The 17,700-nt window shown below is 37.8% G+C and carries 14 protein-coding genes and 1 pseudogene; 7 read left to right on the forward strand and 8 right to left on the reverse strand.

All coding sequences use genetic code 11. The annotated features are described in order from the left end of the window. Positions 1–61: 61 nt before the first annotated feature. The 7 genes and pseudogenes from IEX65_RS09385 to IEX65_RS09415 all read right to left on the reverse strand — a co-directional run bounded on the left by IEX65_RS09385 (position 62) and on the right by IEX65_RS09415 (position 7,143). Positions 62–469 carry a hypothetical protein gene (locus tag IEX65_RS09385; RefSeq protein ID WP_188765787.1) on the reverse strand — a complete coding sequence of 136 codons (408 nt, stop codon included), beginning with the start codon at positions 467–469 and terminating at the stop codon, positions 62–64. A gap of 83 nt (positions 470–552) precedes the next feature. Beyond that, the gene (locus tag IEX65_RS09390; RefSeq protein ID WP_188765788.1) at positions 553–1,413 is read right to left on the reverse strand and encodes an alpha/beta hydrolase; all 861 of its coding nucleotides are present in this window, start codon (positions 1,411–1,413) and stop codon (positions 553–555) included. 1 nt (position 1,414) lies between these two features. Then, complete coding sequence (locus IEX65_RS09395) at positions 1,415–2,068, reverse strand: carbohydrate-binding protein (RefSeq protein WP_229250593.1); 654 nt, start codon at positions 2,066–2,068, stop codon at positions 1,415–1,417. A 112-nt stretch (positions 2,069–2,180) separates the two neighbouring features. After that, positions 2,181–3,206, reverse strand: coding sequence for a glycoside hydrolase family 43 protein (locus IEX65_RS09400; protein WP_188765789.1), 1,026 nt, complete (start codon positions 3,204–3,206; stop codon positions 2,181–2,183). A gap of 9 nt (positions 3,207–3,215) precedes the next feature. Next, positions 3,216–4,976 (reverse strand): annotated as a pseudogene (locus tag IEX65_RS09405) (ATP-binding protein); the annotation flags it as partial. Positions 4,977–5,043: 67 nt separating this feature from the next. Beyond that, positions 5,044–6,285, reverse strand: a complete 1,242-nt coding sequence (locus IEX65_RS09410) for a DNA cytosine methyltransferase (protein WP_188765790.1) — start codon at positions 6,283–6,285, stop codon at positions 5,044–5,046. A gap of 207 nt (positions 6,286–6,492) precedes the next feature. Continuing rightward, a complete protein-coding gene (locus IEX65_RS09415) occupies positions 6,493–7,143 on the reverse strand; it encodes an NAD(P)-dependent oxidoreductase (RefSeq protein WP_188765791.1) in 651 nt (216 codons plus the stop codon). A gap of 258 nt (positions 7,144–7,401) precedes the next feature. Here IEX65_RS09415 and IEX65_RS09420 point away from each other — a divergent pair, with 258 nt between their 5' ends. Then, positions 7,402–7,845, forward strand: a complete 444-nt coding sequence (locus IEX65_RS09420; RefSeq protein WP_188765792.1) for an FKBP-type peptidyl-prolyl cis-trans isomerase — start codon at positions 7,402–7,404, stop codon at positions 7,843–7,845. A 38-nt stretch (positions 7,846–7,883) separates the two neighbouring features. Continuing rightward, the gene (locus tag IEX65_RS09425) at positions 7,884–8,294 is read left to right on the forward strand and encodes an FKBP-type peptidyl-prolyl cis-trans isomerase (RefSeq protein ID WP_188765793.1); all 411 of its coding nucleotides are present in this window, start codon (positions 7,884–7,886) and stop codon (positions 8,292–8,294) included. 105 nt (positions 8,295–8,399) lie between these two features. Here the strand turns inward: IEX65_RS09425 and IEX65_RS09430 are convergent, their stop codons facing one another. Beyond that, positions 8,400–9,674: a PQQ-dependent sugar dehydrogenase gene (locus tag IEX65_RS09430; protein ID WP_188765794.1), complete on the reverse strand. Its 1,275-nt coding sequence runs from the start codon at positions 9,672–9,674 to the stop codon at positions 8,400–8,402. A gap of 283 nt (positions 9,675–9,957) precedes the next feature. Between IEX65_RS09430 and IEX65_RS09435 the strand changes: the two genes are divergently transcribed. The 5 genes from IEX65_RS09435 (at position 9,958) to IEX65_RS09455 (ending at position 17,601) form a co-directional block, all read left to right on the forward strand. Continuing rightward, on the forward strand, positions 9,958–12,288 hold the full coding sequence (locus tag IEX65_RS09435; RefSeq protein ID WP_188765795.1) for a PSD1 and planctomycete cytochrome C domain-containing protein: 2,331 nt from the start codon (positions 9,958–9,960) through the stop codon (positions 12,286–12,288). A 183-nt stretch (positions 12,289–12,471) separates the two neighbouring features. Further along, the gene (gene tnpA / locus IEX65_RS09440; protein ID WP_229250597.1) at positions 12,472–12,972 is read left to right on the forward strand and encodes an IS200/IS605 family transposase; all 501 of its coding nucleotides are present in this window, start codon (positions 12,472–12,474) and stop codon (positions 12,970–12,972) included. A gap of 270 nt (positions 12,973–13,242) precedes the next feature. Then, positions 13,243–14,694 carry a DUF1501 domain-containing protein gene (locus tag IEX65_RS09445; RefSeq protein WP_188765796.1) on the forward strand — a complete coding sequence of 484 codons (1,452 nt, stop codon included), beginning with the start codon at positions 13,243–13,245 and terminating at the stop codon, positions 14,692–14,694. A gap of 214 nt (positions 14,695–14,908) precedes the next feature. Continuing rightward, a complete protein-coding gene (locus tag IEX65_RS09450) occupies positions 14,909–17,053 on the forward strand; it encodes an FN3 associated domain-containing protein (RefSeq protein WP_188765797.1) in 2,145 nt (714 codons plus the stop codon). A gap of 74 nt (positions 17,054–17,127) precedes the next feature. After that, a complete protein-coding gene (locus IEX65_RS09455) occupies positions 17,128–17,601 on the forward strand; it encodes a YchJ family protein (protein ID WP_188765798.1) in 474 nt (157 codons plus the stop codon). Positions 17,602–17,700: the final 99 nt, after the last annotated feature.

Consider the following 17,700-nt stretch of genomic DNA (forward strand, 5'->3'; position numbering starts at 1 on the left):
ACAATAAAAAAGTTGACTACAACACAAGATTATAGCCAACTCATTCATTTTCATTCAATATTTACTTCCCAAATACCAAAGTCTTTGTTCCACCATTTCCACCGCTTGATTTGGTGAATTTTAGCGTTGTATCGGTTTGTTCGCTCAAAATCCAGTCTTCGTTGATTTCTGCCAATGTATTGTCAGAAGTCGCAATTACGATATTGAATTTTTGCTTGCCGCTATCCATCACGGTTGCGTATGTACCGCTGTATTTGGTGGCACTATTAGTAACTACAATTTCACCAGTCGATTTGAACTCAAAGCTATATGCAGCATAGTTGCTCGTGCGGTCACGGTTATTATTGTCGATAAACGATTTTATTTTCCACGAACCACTGATGCCCGTGTTGTTACTGCTGGTTACATCATCGGAGCTACAACTTGTCAGAATGGCTACAAAAGAGAAAAGAATTAAAAGATTTTTCATAAATAATACATTTTAGGTATGTCAAATATAATCAGTACGATTGTTAGTACTTCAAGGTTGCGTAAAAGTCTCAAGAAAACTTCTCAAAGACCATTTTCTTTTAAAAACTTTGCAATTTTTTCCATCAATTCGGGTTTGCTATAAGCGGGGTCAGAGTGGCCAGCATTCGGAATAAACTCAATCTGAACTTTCAGATTTTTGGCTTTATAAGCACTCATTAACTCAATCGACTGATTGACAGGTACTTGAATATCCTGCTCGCCATGCACAATAAAAAGTGGTGGGTCATTGGCATCAACTTGATAAACAGGACTTGCCAATTTTGCCAATTCGGTAGATTGGTCTAAGGGTTTTCCGAGCAAAATAGCCAATGCTGGCAAACGAACATTGAGGCCATGCGGTGTTGATTGATTGAGAATCGTCAGAAAGTTGGTAGGGCCATAAAAATCAATACAACCTTGAACCGAAGATGAAGTATTGGTAAAATCTCCGAGCTTTCCTTCTAACTCAGCATTGTTGTTAGTGGTAGCTACCAAAGCCGCCAAATGTCCGCCCGACGAACTTCCCCAAATAACTATATTGTCGGCTTTATAACCATATTTACTGGCATTGGCTCTCAGAAAACGAATAGCGGCCTTAATATCATGCACATCAGCAGGGAAAGGTTTTTCGGTACTGGCATGAAAATCGACACTTGCTAAAGCGTATCCGAAAGGAACTAAGCCCAACGGTGGGTTCTCTTTACTACCCGAATGCCATGCACCCCCATGTACCCAAACAATCAGGCGAGGCTCTTGCACGGCTTTTGGTTTATAAATATCGAGTTGGAGTTTTTTGTCTCCATCTTGGGCATAAACAATGTTCTTTGTGGTTTCAATATCGTTTTGAGCATATAATTTCCCTATACAACCTATTAGTATTGTGAACAGAAGGAAGTTTTTCATGTTATTTGATTTTTATAAACTCAATAAAATCATAATTCATATTGCCTCTTTCGACAGTTCGGAGGGTCAGAATATGCTTGCCTTTGCTGAGCTTTTTGGCTTTAAAAATGCTTTGTTTGTTCCAATGATGCCATTGCCGCCAAGCAATGGGGTCTTTCTCATTGAAAGTCGATTTGATTAAAATCAACTCTGTCCAAGGCAAACCATCAATTTCAATCGCAATTGTAGCATCAGCATTAGCGGTGTACATCAATGAGCCATCATATTCGCCGTCTTCCTTTACCTCAACCGAATACTTAATCCATTCGCCAGCCTCAGTCCAACCTACATATAATTGTTGCATCAGAGGCTCTACTACATTATAAGGGTTATTGTCAATGTCTCTTTCTTTGGTGTACGAAATATCAACCCCTTCTTTGATTCGATAAGTATTCAAGTAAGTGCCATCATTGGGGTTGAGTTTTCCGCTGCCATTATTAACACTATCTTTGTCATGGTAAGCGATACCTTCTCCACCTAAATCGTATTTTTCGCACTCCAATTTACCAGGAATTGTCTGAAAAACACCATTCCACGGTTTGCCTTTATAATTAGTTTGTGCTAATAAATTGAGGTTTATGAGGCAAATGACAAGAAGAAATAGATTATTTTTCATAGAATATTCGCTGTTTGGGTTTACCACAAAGAACACTAAAAGAATGCACAAAGAACTCAAAATTTTTAAGACTTTGTACAATACTTTGTGTCCTTCATGGTTAAGAAAAATCTTACTTCAACTTCACTTTTCCAACGCCCTCAAAGGTCATTTTCACGTCTTTGATGGTATCGTCTTCGTTGAAATACATTCGGTCGATGCACGTTACACGGTGGTCACGGTCGAGATTCGGAATCGGGCGACGGTGATAAACAATGTACCAATCATCTGTATTCGGAATATTAATCACCGAGTGATGACCCGCACCAGTTGCCACTGCCTCGTCGGCCACCAAAATCGTAGATTTTTTCTCGAAAGGTCCAAAAACATTGTCCGAAACCCCGTAGGCTACTTTATAAGTGCCGTTTGTCCAACCACCTTCCGACCACATCAAATAATATTTTCCTTTGCGGACAAACATCGTTGGGCCTTCAACGTAGCCTTTGGGCGTAATTTCTTTCACTAAATCGCCATTTTCGTAAGGTACTAAAGCCGTGAAATCTTTGTTGAGTTTGGCAATATTGCAGCGTCCCCAACCGCCATACATGATATAATATTGTTTGTCTTTATCTTGAAAAACGTACTGGTCAATCGGCTGGGCTTTGTTATAAAACTGATTGATGAGCGGCTTGCCCAAATAATCTTTGTAAGGCCCTTCGGGACGAGACGCCACACCAATACCGATGCCACCGATTTTATCATCTTTGTCGGGATTATTCGGCCCAAAGCCTTTACGCTCCGAACTCTGAATATCATTGGCCGAGAAAAACAGAAAGTATTTGTTGTCTTTTTTGACGATACTCGGAGCCCACATTGCCTTATTTGCCCATTTTACGGCCGAAGTATCAATGATTCGTGGGTGTTTTGTCCAGTTTACCATGTCTTTTGATGAAAAAGCATCTAAAAAAACTTGGTCTTTGTATTTGGCCGAGAATGTCGGGAAAACCCAAAATTCTTTGTTCAGAATCACACCTTCTGGGTCGGCGTACCAACCCTCAACAATCGGGTTGCCAGAAGTGGTTTTTGGGGTTTGGGCGGTGAGAGATTTTGAGAAAAGTAAGGAAATTAGGGTTAGGAATAGAGTTGGTTTGATAGTCATTGTTAAGTTTTATTTGTATTTATCATATGTTTCAATAAATTCTCTGTGGTATTCTTTTGATTGTTCTAACAGCTCTCTGTATGTCTTTACAAAAACTTCTCCAGTAGACATGTAAGACTTTTCTTTACTCCTAAAGATAGCTTCCTCTGATTTTTCTCCACCAACAACAAAACATACAACTTTTGAAAACCCTGTTTCAGATGCATATTTATCTTTCAAAAAGACACCATACTCATATGCTTGCTCCAAAGCGTCTTTGTCAACCTTAAAGTTACTTCTTTTTATTTCTATAACATATAGTATTTCACCCAAAGCATTGCTACATAAAAAATCAATTCTTCTATCTTTAATATCTAATTTGTCATCAGGGTATGTTTCCTTTAGAAGTTTTGTATACGTTACTTCATCTCGAAATTCTAATATCCTTGGGTCAAGTAGCCAAGAGAATTTTTTAAGGAAATTATGCAAAGTTGGTACTTCTTTGGTATTTGTATTAATATATTCTTCAAATTGTTTTATTACTTCGATTCTTGCATAAGCTAAATCTCTGTACTGTTTAGCTTCAATAGCTTTCCAATCATCCATTAGCTTTAATAAAGCTGGAATATCTTCTGGTTTTGAAATATCTGCGATTTTAGAAGCATATTCCTTGAATGTTTTATTCTCAAATTTATCAATTACATTTCCAATTATTTCACTTGACTTTTCAATATCAATATTTGCATTCTCTAAAATAGGATTAATAATCTTGTCACTTAATTCTCTTTCATAAGTTGGTAACGTATTTTGCCATACTTCTATATCCAAACTTCTTTCTTCCTTAATCGAAGAACGTTTTAACTCACTTCTTTTCTTTCGCCAATCCGAGCCAATTTTTTTTATGACTGATTGAATATATTGTTGTAGTTCTTTAGTTTTGTCATTTTCCCAGTTTAAGGAATGTCTATCAGTAGATATAACATCTTCATCAAAATTATCTATAAAATCAACCTCTAAATATCCCGTTACATAACTGTGAAATTGGTCATTGTCTCTCAGACCATAGAAACTTGCGGTGTTAACAATTTTACCTCTTGATGTTAAATATATCCCACTCATTTCGGTATCTTTAACGGGGGTTTCCGTTGTGATTATTGAACCTCTAACAGATTTCCAATATGGATACCCTTCACCAAAATCAATATTTGGAAATTTCCATCTGAATTGTTCTTTTAAATCGTTGAACTTTAATTCGTTTGTTACAACTGTTTCATTAGCATTATTGAGAGTCAACGAAACGGTCATTTTATCAAATATTAAAAATTTTTTTGATAAACTTAATGAGATATTTTCAAGGTCAAAGTTAGATTTCCGTCTTATTTTCTTTAATAAAATTGTTGTGCCTTTTTCTGTTGATGCAGTAGGTTGATTAAATAGAATAATTTCGGGGGAATATAAATTGGTTCGGCTATTTTTTATTTCATTAATATCCATCTTAAAATGATTTTTTAAATCATTTTTTATAGAAATAACTTCAATAATGTCACAAATACCAAAAACGGATAGTTTACCCAATCCCTTTTTACCAATAACTTCTCTTCCTTTTGAGCTGATTTGAGCATCGGGTTCCGTTCTTCTATTTCTTCCTATAACTAAATATTTTTCGTTTAATTCTTGAAATGTCATTCCTGCTCCATCATCAGAATAGGAAATTTCCTTGGTTTCATCGGTATCGGCAAAGTCAATAGACACATTATCTGCATCAGCATCCCATGAATTTGAAATTAGTTCAGATAAACACTTGGAAGTTTTGAATAAAGAGAAATTCCTAAGTGTTCAATTGTTGTTGGGTCGAATTTTAATACAAGTTTTTCGGATTTTTCAGACATAATAATTCTTTAATTTTAGTAGCAATAGCAAAAGCCATTAGTGGAGGAACGGCATTGCCGATTTGTTTAAAAGCTGCTGAGCGTGAACCTTCAAAATAAAAATCATCAGGAAAAGATTGCAATCTGGCGGCTTCTCTCACTGATATTGAGCGGCACTGTTTTATATCAGGATGTATATAATAATGCCCATCTTTGGCAATATGAGCCACAACCGTATGAGAAAACCCATTGCCATCAACAACTTTATATCTATCCGTAAATGATGTTTCGTTTTTGTGGGTCTTTAGGTGGTCAGATAAATCAGGATATTTGAGTCTTTCTTTATTTTTATTCCATTTTTGAATTGCCGTTTTGTATATTTCTAAATCTCTCGGATTATGAGGTCTTGAGATATGTTGAGTTACAAAATCAACACAGTTACGGAGTTCAAATTTTTCTAAATATTCGTTTTTATCGCTTGTATAATTTACACTTTTGAATCCATCACCTGGTTTTAGCTTCGGCAAATCTTGCAGTACATCATTGACTCTAAAGGGAGTGATGATTTTTTCAAATTCAGGAAACCCTAAATCGTTATCTTTTTGCCAACCTATTATAATTATACGTTTTCTGGCTTGTAAAACTCCAAAATCAGATGCAATCATTGTGCTACTATGAACTTCGTAGCCTATTTTCTTGAAATATGCTTTTAAGTCAGTAAAATGTTGTCCTTTGTTGGCACTTAGTAGCCCAGGTACATTCTCAAAAACAAAAGCTTTTGGCTTAAACTCTTTCAAGAATCGCCCATACTGAATATACAATTTGTTTCTTGGGTCATTTTCAATATTATCTTGATGACGACCCAAAAGAGAATATGCTTGGCAAGGTGGCCCACCAATAATTAAATCAATCTCTTTTTTTGATTTTTTTATAGTTTTGAAAATTCCAGAAATTGTATCGTCATTAATTTCAACATTGATAACAGTATTCAGAATTTCGTCAGGTACTAATTTGTAAAGTTCATTTTTGGAAATCTCACCTTTAGTGTATTGATGGTAAAAATCAAGTTTATCGACAGATTTTAGATAATGATATGCAGCTCTTGTCTTTATTGTTTGACAAGCTTCTGCGTCCATTTCGATATGCGAAACGGGGTTAAAACCAGCTTTAATAAAGCCTTCGGACATTCCAGATGCCCCAGCAAATAAGTCTATAAAATTAAGCACACGCATTATATTTTCTACTTAAAAAGACCTCAAAACAAGTCTTGAATCGAAGTTTGATTAAGGTTAAAGCCCTTTTATAAGGGCAAAGTACCCCCACTTAGCAAAAATAGATAAATATTTAGATTATATCTAAATCCATACCAATAATTCTACGTAGTAAACTTTAATTATGATTAGCTGGTACTAATTTTTTAGTACCAGCTAAATTTACCCCTACAAACTCCACAAAAAAGGAGCTTGACGAATGAAAGTTTTGTCGGTTAATTGCTCAATCAGAAAATGAGCTAAGTCGGTTGCACTGACTTTATCGCCTTCGCAATCTTCCAAACTGGTTTGGGTTTGCCTTTGCTCGTCGGTTTGCTCGATGAGTGGTAGCCGTACCAAAGTCCAATCAATATTATTTGCTATTAGTAGGGCATATTCGGTTTGTTTATCGGCCGTCGAGATAGGGAAATTCTCGTACATCCAACGAGTAGCCATAAGATTTTTGTCGCTTTTTTTATCCCAAATAGTATCAACATTTAAACCCGTAATCACCACATAACGCCTGATTTGATGCTCATTCATTGCCCGAATAATATTGGTCGTTGATTGGCTAAAGATTGTCTTTTCGCTCGCAGGAATGCCCATACCTAAAGTGCTGATAACTGCTTCACAACCATCAATGAGCGTACTTATGGATTGATAATCATTGGCATTACCTTCTATGATTTCGATGAGCGGATGCTTGGGTGTATCTGTTCGATTAGTCGAAGGACGAAGAAGAAGTTTGATAAAATATCCCTGTTTGATAAGTTCTCTAACAAGGTATTTACCTGATTTGCCTGTACCGCCAATAACAGCGATTTTTGTATGTTTTTGCATAAAATTCTCTATAAAATTTGATAAAACAATAATACGAGCATGTGCTGTGGCACAAACCCTAATCAGCAAAAGCACCGAGGCTTCTGCCCGAAATCAATATTTTATAAAGAGATTTTAATGAGTCAAAATTAGTCGTTTTTTAGTCATGCCCAAGCATTTAACCAGATTTTTTGTATAATTTTGAACTTCCTAAGCAACAGCTATCAAGCATAGACTGTTAAGCATTGGCTCAAAAGACCTAACACTAAACTCAATTTTATGCGTAAAATTTATTTATTCCTTGCGATTTTGGCGGTAGCTATCACGGCTTGTCAGAAAGATGGTATTCCAGAAGATGACCAAATCAATAGCTATGTTACGAGCAAAAATCTGACTGTTACTGAAAAAACAGCTTCGGGCTTACGTTATATTGTCACGAAAGCCAATCCTACGGGAGCAGCTTTGAAAGCAGGACAAATCATTAACGTAAATTATGCAGGAACGTTTTTGTCTGGAAAATCTTTTGACTCAGGAAATTTCAGTTTTGTATTAGGTGCAGGTCGTGTAGTTGAAGGTTTTGATGAAGGAATCGCAAAAATGAGAGTCGGAGAGAAAGCAATAATTATTTTCCCTTCAACTTTAGGCTATGGCCCGAATGACTACAATGGTATTCCAGGAGGTTCGCCTTTGGTTTTTGATATAGAAGTAGTTTCAGCAAGATAATACAAGAATAATATTTTTTAATTATAACTTCAATAATAATGGCAACATACGGAAAGGATGGTTTTTCGGGTACGGAAGATGAGCAAATAGAAAGCTATATAAGCAGTAAAAACTTGGCTATCACCGAGAAAACATCTTCGGGGTTACGCTTTATTCTGACTTCACCAAATGAAGCGGGTGCAGTATTAGCAGCAAGACAAAACGTTACGGTAAAATACGCAGGAAGACTTCTATCTGATGAGCAATTTGATGAAGGTACTTTCAGTTTTATACTGGGCGTTGGGCAAGTAGTTGGTGGTTTTGATGAAGGTATTGCCAAACTAAAAGTTGGCGAAAAAGGTACAATCATTTTTCCTTCGTCGTTGGGTTATGGCTCACGTGGTGCGGGTAGAGATATTCCAGGGTACTCTCCTTTGGTTTTCGATATTGAAATTGTTTCGGCAAGATAACCCCCAGCCGCAGACCGCCCCTAAAGGGGAGGGAAATTTAAAAACAAAAATAGGTCTGCAAAGAATTGTGCAGACCTATTTTTGTGCTTAACTGATAGTTATCTATTACTTTTTATAAGCAATTCGGTAGATTGTGCCGTTCAAATCATCGCTTACATACAATGCTCCATCGGGGCCTTGTGCCAATCCGCAAGGACGGTGTTGTACTGGGCCAGTTGGCTTTACGAGGTCAATTCCTGCAAAATTATCAGCAAAAATCTCCCACTTTCCCGAAGGCTTATTGCCTACAAAAGGTACAAAAGCTACAAAATAACCTTTTTTTAATTCTGGTGATTGTCCGTGAAAAGCAATAAATGCTCCATTTCGGTATTTCGCAGGAAACATATTTCCAGTATAAAAAAGTAAATCGTTTGGCCCTAAATGAGCAGGGAAAGCCACTGTTGGATTGATTGCTTTTTCACCACCTGTTTTTTTGCCATCGCCACCATACTCAGGAGCAACGATTTTCTTCTTCTGAAATTGGTCATAATAAATATATGGCCAACCAGCATCATCGCCTTGATGAAGCTCGTAGAGTGTTTCGGCTGGAAGCTCGGCACTTTGTTGAGGTGTATAATATTGCGGGTAAAAATCATGGAATTGCCCACGTCCGTGAACGGTTGCGAAAAGCGTGTTTGTTTTTGAATTCCAAGCAGTTCCAACAGCATTTTTTAGACCAGTTGCATAGCGAATACCATCAGAAAATGTCTGATTCAATTTTTCAGCATTGAATTTCCAAATCCCACCCGCTGAATCTAAAATCGAACATGGCATGATACCTTTACCAGTGCCTTTTTCTCGGCAGGGGTCGTTATATGAGCCAACCGTTACATATATATTATTGGCATTATCCAACACAAAGGGTTTGGCGTTGTCTCTGCCCTTGTCAACCAACCCATCAACAATTTTTTCGGGGTTTTCGGTATCAATAATTTCTTCTTTTTCATTGAGTTTATAGCGAAGCACACCCGTATTTGATGAAACATATAAATAACCGTTTTTGATGGTAACACCCGTACCTGGGTAATTTCCAAAATATTTTGTTTCATCAATTATACCGTCTTTGTTGGTGTCACGCATGAGCAAAATGCCTTTGCCGTCTTTGAGTTTTGATAATTTTGCATAAATATCTCCATTTCTTGAGACAGTAAGGTGGCGAGTTGCTCCTAAATCAGTGCCAAGAATAGTTGCCGAAAATCCAGTAGGAAGCTTAATTTCTTCAGCAATAACTGCTTTTGTTTTCTTTTCGGGCGGTTCAGTGACGTTTTTATAAGAAAATAGACCTACACACCCTGCCAAAGTAGCAAACGTGAAGGCTGAACGAACGAATGTGTTTTTCATGAAAATTGAGGTTAGGATTAGATAGATTTTTCTGATACCGTAAAAATAGGAGTTTTTAAAGTTTTTTTTAGAGAAATATTATTTTTTTATTCTTTCTTACTATCTTTAATAAAATTTTTTAAAAACTATTTTTTAAGTGCTATTTACTATATTCGATGTTTATAAGTCAGTAAATGACTTATAGATAAGTGTTTAATAAACTTTTGAGTATAGAATGGTCACTTAAAAAGTTTTAAAAAATACTCTCAACAATCTATTCGCTATAATTCTATTTTACTAACCGATGAAAAGTGTAGTTTTTAAGGCTAAAACTTTTTTGTTTTTACTGCTTACGAGCGTAAGCTTGGCAATAATTGTGTGGAATTGTACTTCTTCTTCTGCCGCAGAAACAGGGGCAATTCCTGACGAGGTTGATTATAATTTTCATATTCGTCCGATTCTGTCCGACCGCTGTTTCAAATGTCATGGTCCCGATGTCAATAAACGAGAAGCTAATTTACGCCTTGATACTCCCGAAGGTGCGTATGCTGCCCTAAAAGATAACCCCAAAGCTCATGCAATTGTGGCTGGAAGTTTGGAGCAATCAGAGGTGTATCAGCGAATCATTGCCAAAGATACCGCCGTTTTGATGCCGCCGCCTTCATCAAACTTAAAACTGACTCAACACGAAATCGAACTAATTGCCAAATGGATTAAGCAAGGGGCAAAATATAAGCCTCACTGGGCGTTTATTGCACCACAAAAGCCCAAATTGCCCGAAGCTGACGAAGACTGGGTGAAAAATGAAATTGACCATTTTGTATATGCTAAAATGGATGAAAAAGGTTTAAAACCTAACGAAGAAGCCGACAAAGAACGCTTACTAAAACGTGTAAGTTTTGATCTCATTGGTCTGCCACCAAGCATAGAAATGCAAGAGCGTTTCTTGAAAGATAATTCGCCTAATGCCTACGAAAAAATTGTTGATGAATTATTGAAAAACAAACATTATGGCGAAAAAATGGCCATTTCGTGGCTCGATGTGGCTCGTTATGCCGACTCGCACGGTTATCAAGATGATGGACTTCGCACGATGTGGCCGTGGCGTGATTGGGTGATTCATGCGTTCAATTCAAATTATCCGTATAGTAAATTCTTAACTTGGCAGTTGGCAGGAGATTTATTGCCAAATCCGAGCAAAGAAATGTTGTTGGCAACGGGTTTTAACCGAAACCATAAAATCACGCAAGAAGGGGGCGTAATTGATGAAGAATATCGCATCGAATACGTGACTGACCGCACCAATACTTTCGGAAAATCTTTCTTGGCTCTCACTTTCGAGTGTGCCCATTGCCACGACCATAAATACGACCCGATTTCGCAGAAAGATTATTACCGAACCTTCGCTTTTTTCAATCAAGTGCCAGAAAAAGGGCTTTTCGGAACGATCGATGCTTCGTTTGCCGACCCTCCCAACATGAAAATTACGACCGAAGACGTAAATTCGATCTTGAAATTTATCAATAAAAAAGATACGGCTAAAGTAATGGTCATGGTGATGAAAGATAGCTCGAAAGTTCGCCCGACTTATATCCTGAATCGTGGAAATTATGATTCGCACGGAGAGATGGTTGGAGTCGGAATTCCGAAAGCTATTATGCCATTCGATACCAACAAATTAGAGAAAAACCGACTTGGCTTGGCAAAATGGATGCTCGATGCCCGAAATCCACTCACGGCACGAGTGTATGTCAATCGTCTTTGGGCTTCGTTTTTTGGTCGAGGAATTGTAAAAACTCTCGGTGATTTTGGAATGCAAGGTGAGCTACCTTCACACCCCGAATTGCTCGATTGGTTGGCGGTAGATTTCAGAGAAAATAGCTGGAATATCAAGCGTTTGGTAAAACAAATTGTGATGTCGGCCACTTATCGACAATCTTCAACAATCACAGAAAAACACCTAAAAACCGACCCCGAAAATATCTTTTTGGCTCGTTCAACTCGTATGCGTTTCCCTGCCGAAAACGTGCGTGACCATGTATTGGCAAGTAGCGGAGTGCTGAACGAAGAAATTGGTGGCCCAAGTGTAAAACCTTATCAACCAAAAGGGCTTTGGGAAGTAGCTACTTCGGGGCGTGGAACTTTGGCAAGATACGTGCAAGACCACGAATCTGACCTTTATCGCCGAGGAATGTATGTGTTTATTAAGCGAACTGTTCCTCCACCATCAATGCTCATTTTTGATGCCAGCAACCGTGACCAATGCGAAGTGCAACGCAGCAGAACGAATACGCCACTCCAAGCTTTGGTAATGATGAATGACCCACAAACAATGGAAGGTTCAAGGGTTTTGGCAGAAAATCTGATGTCGGAAAATATTCCGTTGGAAACTAAACTCGAAAAGGCATTCCGACGCATTATTTGCCGAAAACCAAAAGCCAAAGAACTGGATATTTTGAAGCAATATTTTGAATCAGAAAAGGAGTTTTTTGCTAAAAATGCCAAGAAAACTGATAAAATGCTCAGCATTGGCGAATATAAACGCAAGGAAGTAAAAGATAAAAACGCAACCGCCGCTCTCATGCAAACTATCCAGATGATTTTTAATATGGAAGAGGCGATTGTTAGGGGGTGAAATATGAGTTTAACCCCATTCGGGGTTAGCGTTTTCATCTTGAATCTTTATTCATAGGTTTCACCTACGGCTATTCGAACGGTCCGCCGCTGCGGTTAAAGCCCTTTGGGCTTTTTGCGAGAATTATTTAGAGAGTGTAACAAGCCCGAAGGGCTTTAACTTGAATAGCCACGATTGAAAATCGTGGAAAATGTAAACGAAAATAAGCTGACCCTGAAAGGGTCAAACATCAGAGAAATGGGAACTTTCACACAAACATTTTACCAGATAGTTTTTAGTACAAAATATCGAAAAAAGACACTTTCTAAAGATGAACGACCTGAATTATTCAAGTCAATTTGGGGGATTTTAAAGAATAATAAGTGTCATTTATATCGAATCAATGGGGTAGAAGACCACATTCATATTATCACAAGTCTTCATCCATCAGTGGCATTGTCTAATTTAGTAAAAGATATTAAACTGGGTAGTACAAGTTTTATCAAAGAGAAAAAGATTTTTCCCAATTTCGGAGGTTGGCAAGATGGATACTCCGCTTTTACATACTCAATTGAGGCAAAGGATAACTTGATAGAATATGTGAAAAATCAAGAAGAACATCATAAAGAAACAACATTCAAAGAGGAATTAATTGAATTATTAAACGAACACAGAATTGAATTTGATGATAAATATTTGGATTGAGGCCTTTAAGTTTAACCCCATTCGGGGTTAGGAGTTTGTGCAAAATCTTTTTTCCGTAGGTTTCACCTACGGCTATTCAAGTTTAAGCCTTTCAGGCTTTTAAAAATATTGAGTCGTAGAGTAAGTCTTATAGAGGCTTATTAACAATTATTCTGTTTATTAACCACGAAGTGGTTGAACACGAATAGCCACGATTGAAAATCGTGGAAAAGATAATAAAGTATAAACTGACCCTGAAAGGGTCAAACATAAAATAGAAACAGCATTTATATGCAAAACGAATTTTTCAATCATAAACTAAACATTACCCGCCGCCACTTTTTGGGTAAGGCTGCCGCTGGAATCGGCACTTTGGGTTTAGGCTCATTGTTGATGCCTAATTTATTTAAAGGCGATGAAAACCTCGACCAATTGCCTTTGGGTTTGCCGCATTTTGCCCCAAAAGCCAAGCGAGTGATTTATTTGTTTCAGAATGGGGCTCCATCTCAGCTTGAATCTTTTGATTATAAGCCTACGCTCACCAAAATGATGGGTCAAGATTTGCCAGAATCTATCAGAAATGGACAGCGACTCACGGGAATGACTTCTAATCAGACAAAGTTTCCGTTGATGGGTTCGTTTTTTGACTTTAAGCAATACGGTCAATCGGGTGCGTGGGTGAGCGATTTATTCCCGAATATGGCCAAAATCGTTGATGACCTTTGTATCATCAAAACCATGAATACTGATGCCATTAATCATGACCCAGCACTCACTTTCTTGCAAACTGGAGCTCAAGTGGGTAATCGCCCGAGTATGGGAGCGTGGGCGAGTTATGGCTTGGGTAGCGAAAACAAAAATCTTCCTGCATTTTGCGTTTTGCTTTCTCGTGGTCGTGGAAACGGGCAAGGCGTTTATTCAAAACTTTGGACGAATGGATTTTTAGACTCTACGCATCAAGGCGTAGTTTTTAGTAGTGGCGAAGACCCAATTTTGTATCTCAACGACCCCGAAGGCACGGATAAAATTGCCCGAAGAAGAATGTTGGATAAACTGGCCGAACTCAATCATTTAGGTTTTGAAGAAAACGGTGACCCCGAAGTACAAGCTAAAGTGCAGCAGTACGAAATGGCGTATAGAATGCAAACGGCTGTGCCAGAACTCACCGATTTATCGAAAGAACCCGACCATATCATAAAAATGTATGGCCCCGAGTGTTTAGTGCCAGGAACTTACGCTGCCAATGCTCTTTTAGCTCGAAAACTATCAGAATCAGGCGTAAGATTTGTACAACTTTATCACCAAGGTTGGGACCAACACGGAAACCTTCCCAACGAAATGCCACTGCAAGCCCAAGACGTTGACCGTGCTTCGGCAGCTCTGATTACCGACCTCAAACAACGTGGACTTCTGGATGAAACTTTAGTAATTTGGGGTGGAGAATTTGGCCGAACAAATTATTGTCAAGGAACATTCACAAAAGACAATTATGGTCGTGACCACCACCCAAGAGCATATAGTATTTGGATGGCAGGTGGAGGTGTAAAACCTGGCATTGTTTACGGAGAAACTGATGAATTTGGCTACAACATCGTGCGTGACCCTGTGCATATTCACGATTTTCATGCAACCGTTATGCACCTAATGGGCTTGAATCACGAACAACTTACCTACAAACATTTAGGTCGAAGATACCGCCTAACCGATGTGGCAGGAAATGTAATATCTGGGCTAATGGCGTAACATAATTTTTTAAATTGTGCCTTTTAGATGATGGACAATTTAGAAGTCAGACCGCCGACATATTTGTCCTATAAACAATATCCCGTAGGGATTAAATATCGGTAGAAAGAATAACACCACAATAGTTGAGCATGCCGTTAGGTATGCAACATCTAAATACGCATTGGTAAATAAAGATGTCTAATATGCAGTAAAACTTAGAATTCAGACCTAAATGACCCGTTTTTATAAAATTTCATCATACCTATTATTAAGTCTAAATATTCTCTTACTTTTCTTTTTGGTGTTTGAAGAGCAAGTAAGCCTTCCGCTTTGGATGAATCCACTTGGACGAATGCACCCATTATTACTGCATTTACCGATAGGTTTTGTGGTATTATTGGTGCTTTTTTCATTCTTGAAAAATGAAATCGAAACAAAAAGTTATGAACTTATCCGAACGCTTATACTGACTTTAACGGCACTTTCGGCAGCAATCGTGGCATTGATGGGTTTCTTTTTATCAAGAGAAGGAGGCTATGATGAGCGACTTTTACAGTTTCATAAATTCACTGGTATTGGTGTCAGTTTACTGGCTTATGCAATAGTAATTTTTGATGAAAAACTGAGTCAAAAAAGATATCCAAATTGGGCATTACTGGCCATCATGGCCGTAGCTGGACATTTCGGGGCGGGCATTACACACGGTGAAAATTATCTGTTTGAAGCGTGGCAAAAAACTGATACTGCTCCACAATTTTCGGAGAATGACCCAATGTACAGAGCTGCCATTTTTCCGATTCTTGAAGCCAAATGCGTGGCTTGCCATAACGATGATAAAACCAAAGGCCAACTCAATATGAGTAGCATCGAAAAGATTCTGAAAGGTGGAAAAAATGGTTTGATTTGGAAAGTGGGTGATGCCCTCAATAGCCATATTATTCAAAGAGCAAATCTACCGCTCGAACACAAAGAACACATGCCACCGAAAGGCAAACCACAACTAACAACCGATGAAATTGCTCTCTTATCTGCATGGATAAACGAAGGTGCAGACCTTAAAAAAGCTTTCAAAAACTATTTGGTAAGTTCAGAAACCAAGAAAATTGCTTCAAAACTTGTTGGTATGAAATCAGCGGCCAAAGAAGCCAAAGTTTATAGCTTTTCGATGCCTTCTGAATCGGATTTAGCGGCGGTTAATACACCTTTTTGTTCGGTTTTTCCGTTGGCAACGGGTTCGCCCGCATTGCAGGCCGATTTCTTTGTAAGTAAGAAATTCGACCGTAAAGTTTTAGAAAATCTCTCGAAAGTAGGTGAGCAACTGGTGATTTTGAATCTATCGAAAATGCCTGTACACGATGAAGATTTGGCTTTAATAGCCAATTTTCCGAACCTCGAAAAACTCATTCTTAATCAAACTGACATAACTGGAAATACTTTAGAACAACTCAAAAAATGCAAGAATTTGGAGTCTGTCGCTCTGGCAGGAACGAAAATTTCTAAAGAAAACCTTCAAAAAATACTTGATTTACCGAAATTAAAAGAGGTTTTTGTGTGGAATACGAATATTGACGAAGCCACTGTAACAGAATTGGGAAAGAAATATACCAAAATCAAATTTGATAGGGGAGGACTCGACAATCCAAATGAGATTCTGCAACTTAATCCGCCAATTTTGGTCAATGAAGATTTTATCATCAAAACCAATACACCAATTACGCTGAAACATACGCTCAAAAATGTAAAGATTCGCTATACGCTTGATGGTTCTGAGCCAGACTCAACAACGGTAAATATCTACGAAAAACCAATCATCATTGATAGTTACACAAAATTCAAGGCCATAGCAACCAAAGAAAATTGGTACGCCAGTCGAAAAGTAGAATATAGTTTCTTCAAGTCGAGTTTTGTGGCTGATAGCGTGTATTTGCTCAATTTGCCCGACCCCAAATACTCGGGTAAAGGTGGAAGCACACTAAATGATTTGAAAAAAGGGCCTACTGATAATTTTGGTGATAAAGCATGGCTGGGCTATCGTGAAAAGGAATTTATGGGGATTTTTGAGTTTAAGAAAGTTCAGCCCATCAAAGGTCTAACAATCAGTTATTTACAAAAAATGGATTCTTTCATTATGCCACCTTTGGCGGTGGAGGTTTGGGCTGGAAATAGCAAAGCTGATTTGAAAGTTATTCAGAAAATCACGCCAAAACAAGCTAAAAAAATGGAAGGAAACGCCAATGTTGGGCTTCAAATTCCTCTTATACAAGGCTCATATAAAATGATAAAACTGGTCATTAAACCAGTGTCGAAACTTCCAGTTTGGCACCCTGGAAAAGGGCAGAAAGGTTGGTTTTTTGTCGATGAAGTATTTTTTAATTGATTTATTGACGTACTTTGTGGCATTAATGCGGCTGTCTTTCAATCGCTAATTTTTAATTTTATTACGTTTATTCTATGTGCTACTGTGGCGAAGCAAAACCATTTTCTGACTGTTGCGAACCAATCATCAAAGGTGAAAAAACTGCCCAAACTGCCGAGCAATTGATGCGTTCGAGATACTCGGCTTATGTGGTGGTTGATGTGAAATATTTGATTGCAACTACCTATCCAACTCAACAAAAAAACTTCGATGAAGCCGATATTCGGGCGTGGGCAGTGGCCAATCAGTGGAAAAAATTGGAAGTTATTGCTACAAGAAAAGGTAAATTCAATGAAGAAGATGGTGAAGTTGAATTTAAAGCCTCTTATTTAGATGATTCTGGGACATTACAAATTCATCACGAAAAATCTACGTTCATCAAAGAAAATGATAAATGGTATTATCTGAGCGGAATAATTGGTAGTTCTGAAGCACCACAAACCCAAAATCGAAACGATTTGTGTGCCTGCGGAAGTGGTAAAAAATACAAGAAATGTTGTGGTAGATAGATTTAAAACTAATCAAAAATACTTGCGAGATTAGAATTTACTTAGACCTCTAAATTCTAATCTCAAAAAGCAGATTTTCTATTTTTTTAAATATTATTT

The sequence above is a fragment of the Emticicia aquatilis genome, from assembly GCF_014644295.1.
GTDB classification, from domain to species: Bacteria; Bacteroidota; Bacteroidia; order Cytophagales; family Spirosomataceae; genus Emticicia; species Emticicia aquatilis.

What these genes read in the sequence shown, in the direction of transcription:
- IEX65_RS09390 (WP_188765788.1), bottom strand. Translation starts at nt 1,413, where the DNA reads ATGAAAAACTTCCTTCTGTTCACAATACTAATAGGTTGTATAGGGAAA.
- IEX65_RS09435 (WP_188765795.1), top strand. Translation starts at nt 9,958, where the DNA reads ATGAAAAGTGTAGTTTTTAAGGCTAAAACTTTTTTGTTTTTACTGCTT.
- IEX65_RS09395 (WP_229250593.1), bottom strand. Translation starts at nt 2,068, where the DNA reads ATGAAAAATAATCTATTTCTTCTTGTCATTTGCCTCATAAACCTCAAT.
- IEX65_RS09420 (WP_188765792.1), top strand. Translation starts at nt 7,402, where the DNA reads ATGCGTAAAATTTATTTATTCCTTGCGATTTTGGCGGTAGCTATCACG.
- IEX65_RS09430 (WP_188765794.1), bottom strand. Translation starts at nt 9,674, where the DNA reads ATGAAAAACACATTCGTTCGTTCAGCCTTCACGTTTGCTACTTTGGCA.
- IEX65_RS09410 (WP_188765790.1), bottom strand. Translation starts at nt 6,285, where the DNA reads ATGCGTGTGCTTAATTTTATAGACTTATTTGCTGGGGCATCTGGAATG.
- IEX65_RS09415 (WP_188765791.1), bottom strand. Translation starts at nt 7,143, where the DNA reads ATGCAAAAACATACAAAAATCGCTGTTATTGGCGGTACAGGCAAATCA.
- IEX65_RS09455 (WP_188765798.1), top strand. Translation starts at nt 17,128, where the DNA reads ATGTGCTACTGTGGCGAAGCAAAACCATTTTCTGACTGTTGCGAACCA.
- IEX65_RS09450 (WP_188765797.1), top strand. Translation starts at nt 14,909, where the DNA reads ATGACCCGTTTTTATAAAATTTCATCATACCTATTATTAAGTCTAAAT.
- IEX65_RS09385 (WP_188765787.1), bottom strand. Translation starts at nt 469, where the DNA reads ATGAAAAATCTTTTAATTCTTTTCTCTTTTGTAGCCATTCTGACAAGT.
- IEX65_RS09400 (WP_188765789.1), bottom strand. Translation starts at nt 3,206, where the DNA reads ATGACTATCAAACCAACTCTATTCCTAACCCTAATTTCCTTACTTTTC.
- IEX65_RS09425 (WP_188765793.1), top strand. Translation starts at nt 7,884, where the DNA reads ATGGCAACATACGGAAAGGATGGTTTTTCGGGTACGGAAGATGAGCAA.
- IEX65_RS09445 (WP_188765796.1), top strand. Translation starts at nt 13,243, where the DNA reads ATGCAAAACGAATTTTTCAATCATAAACTAAACATTACCCGCCGCCAC.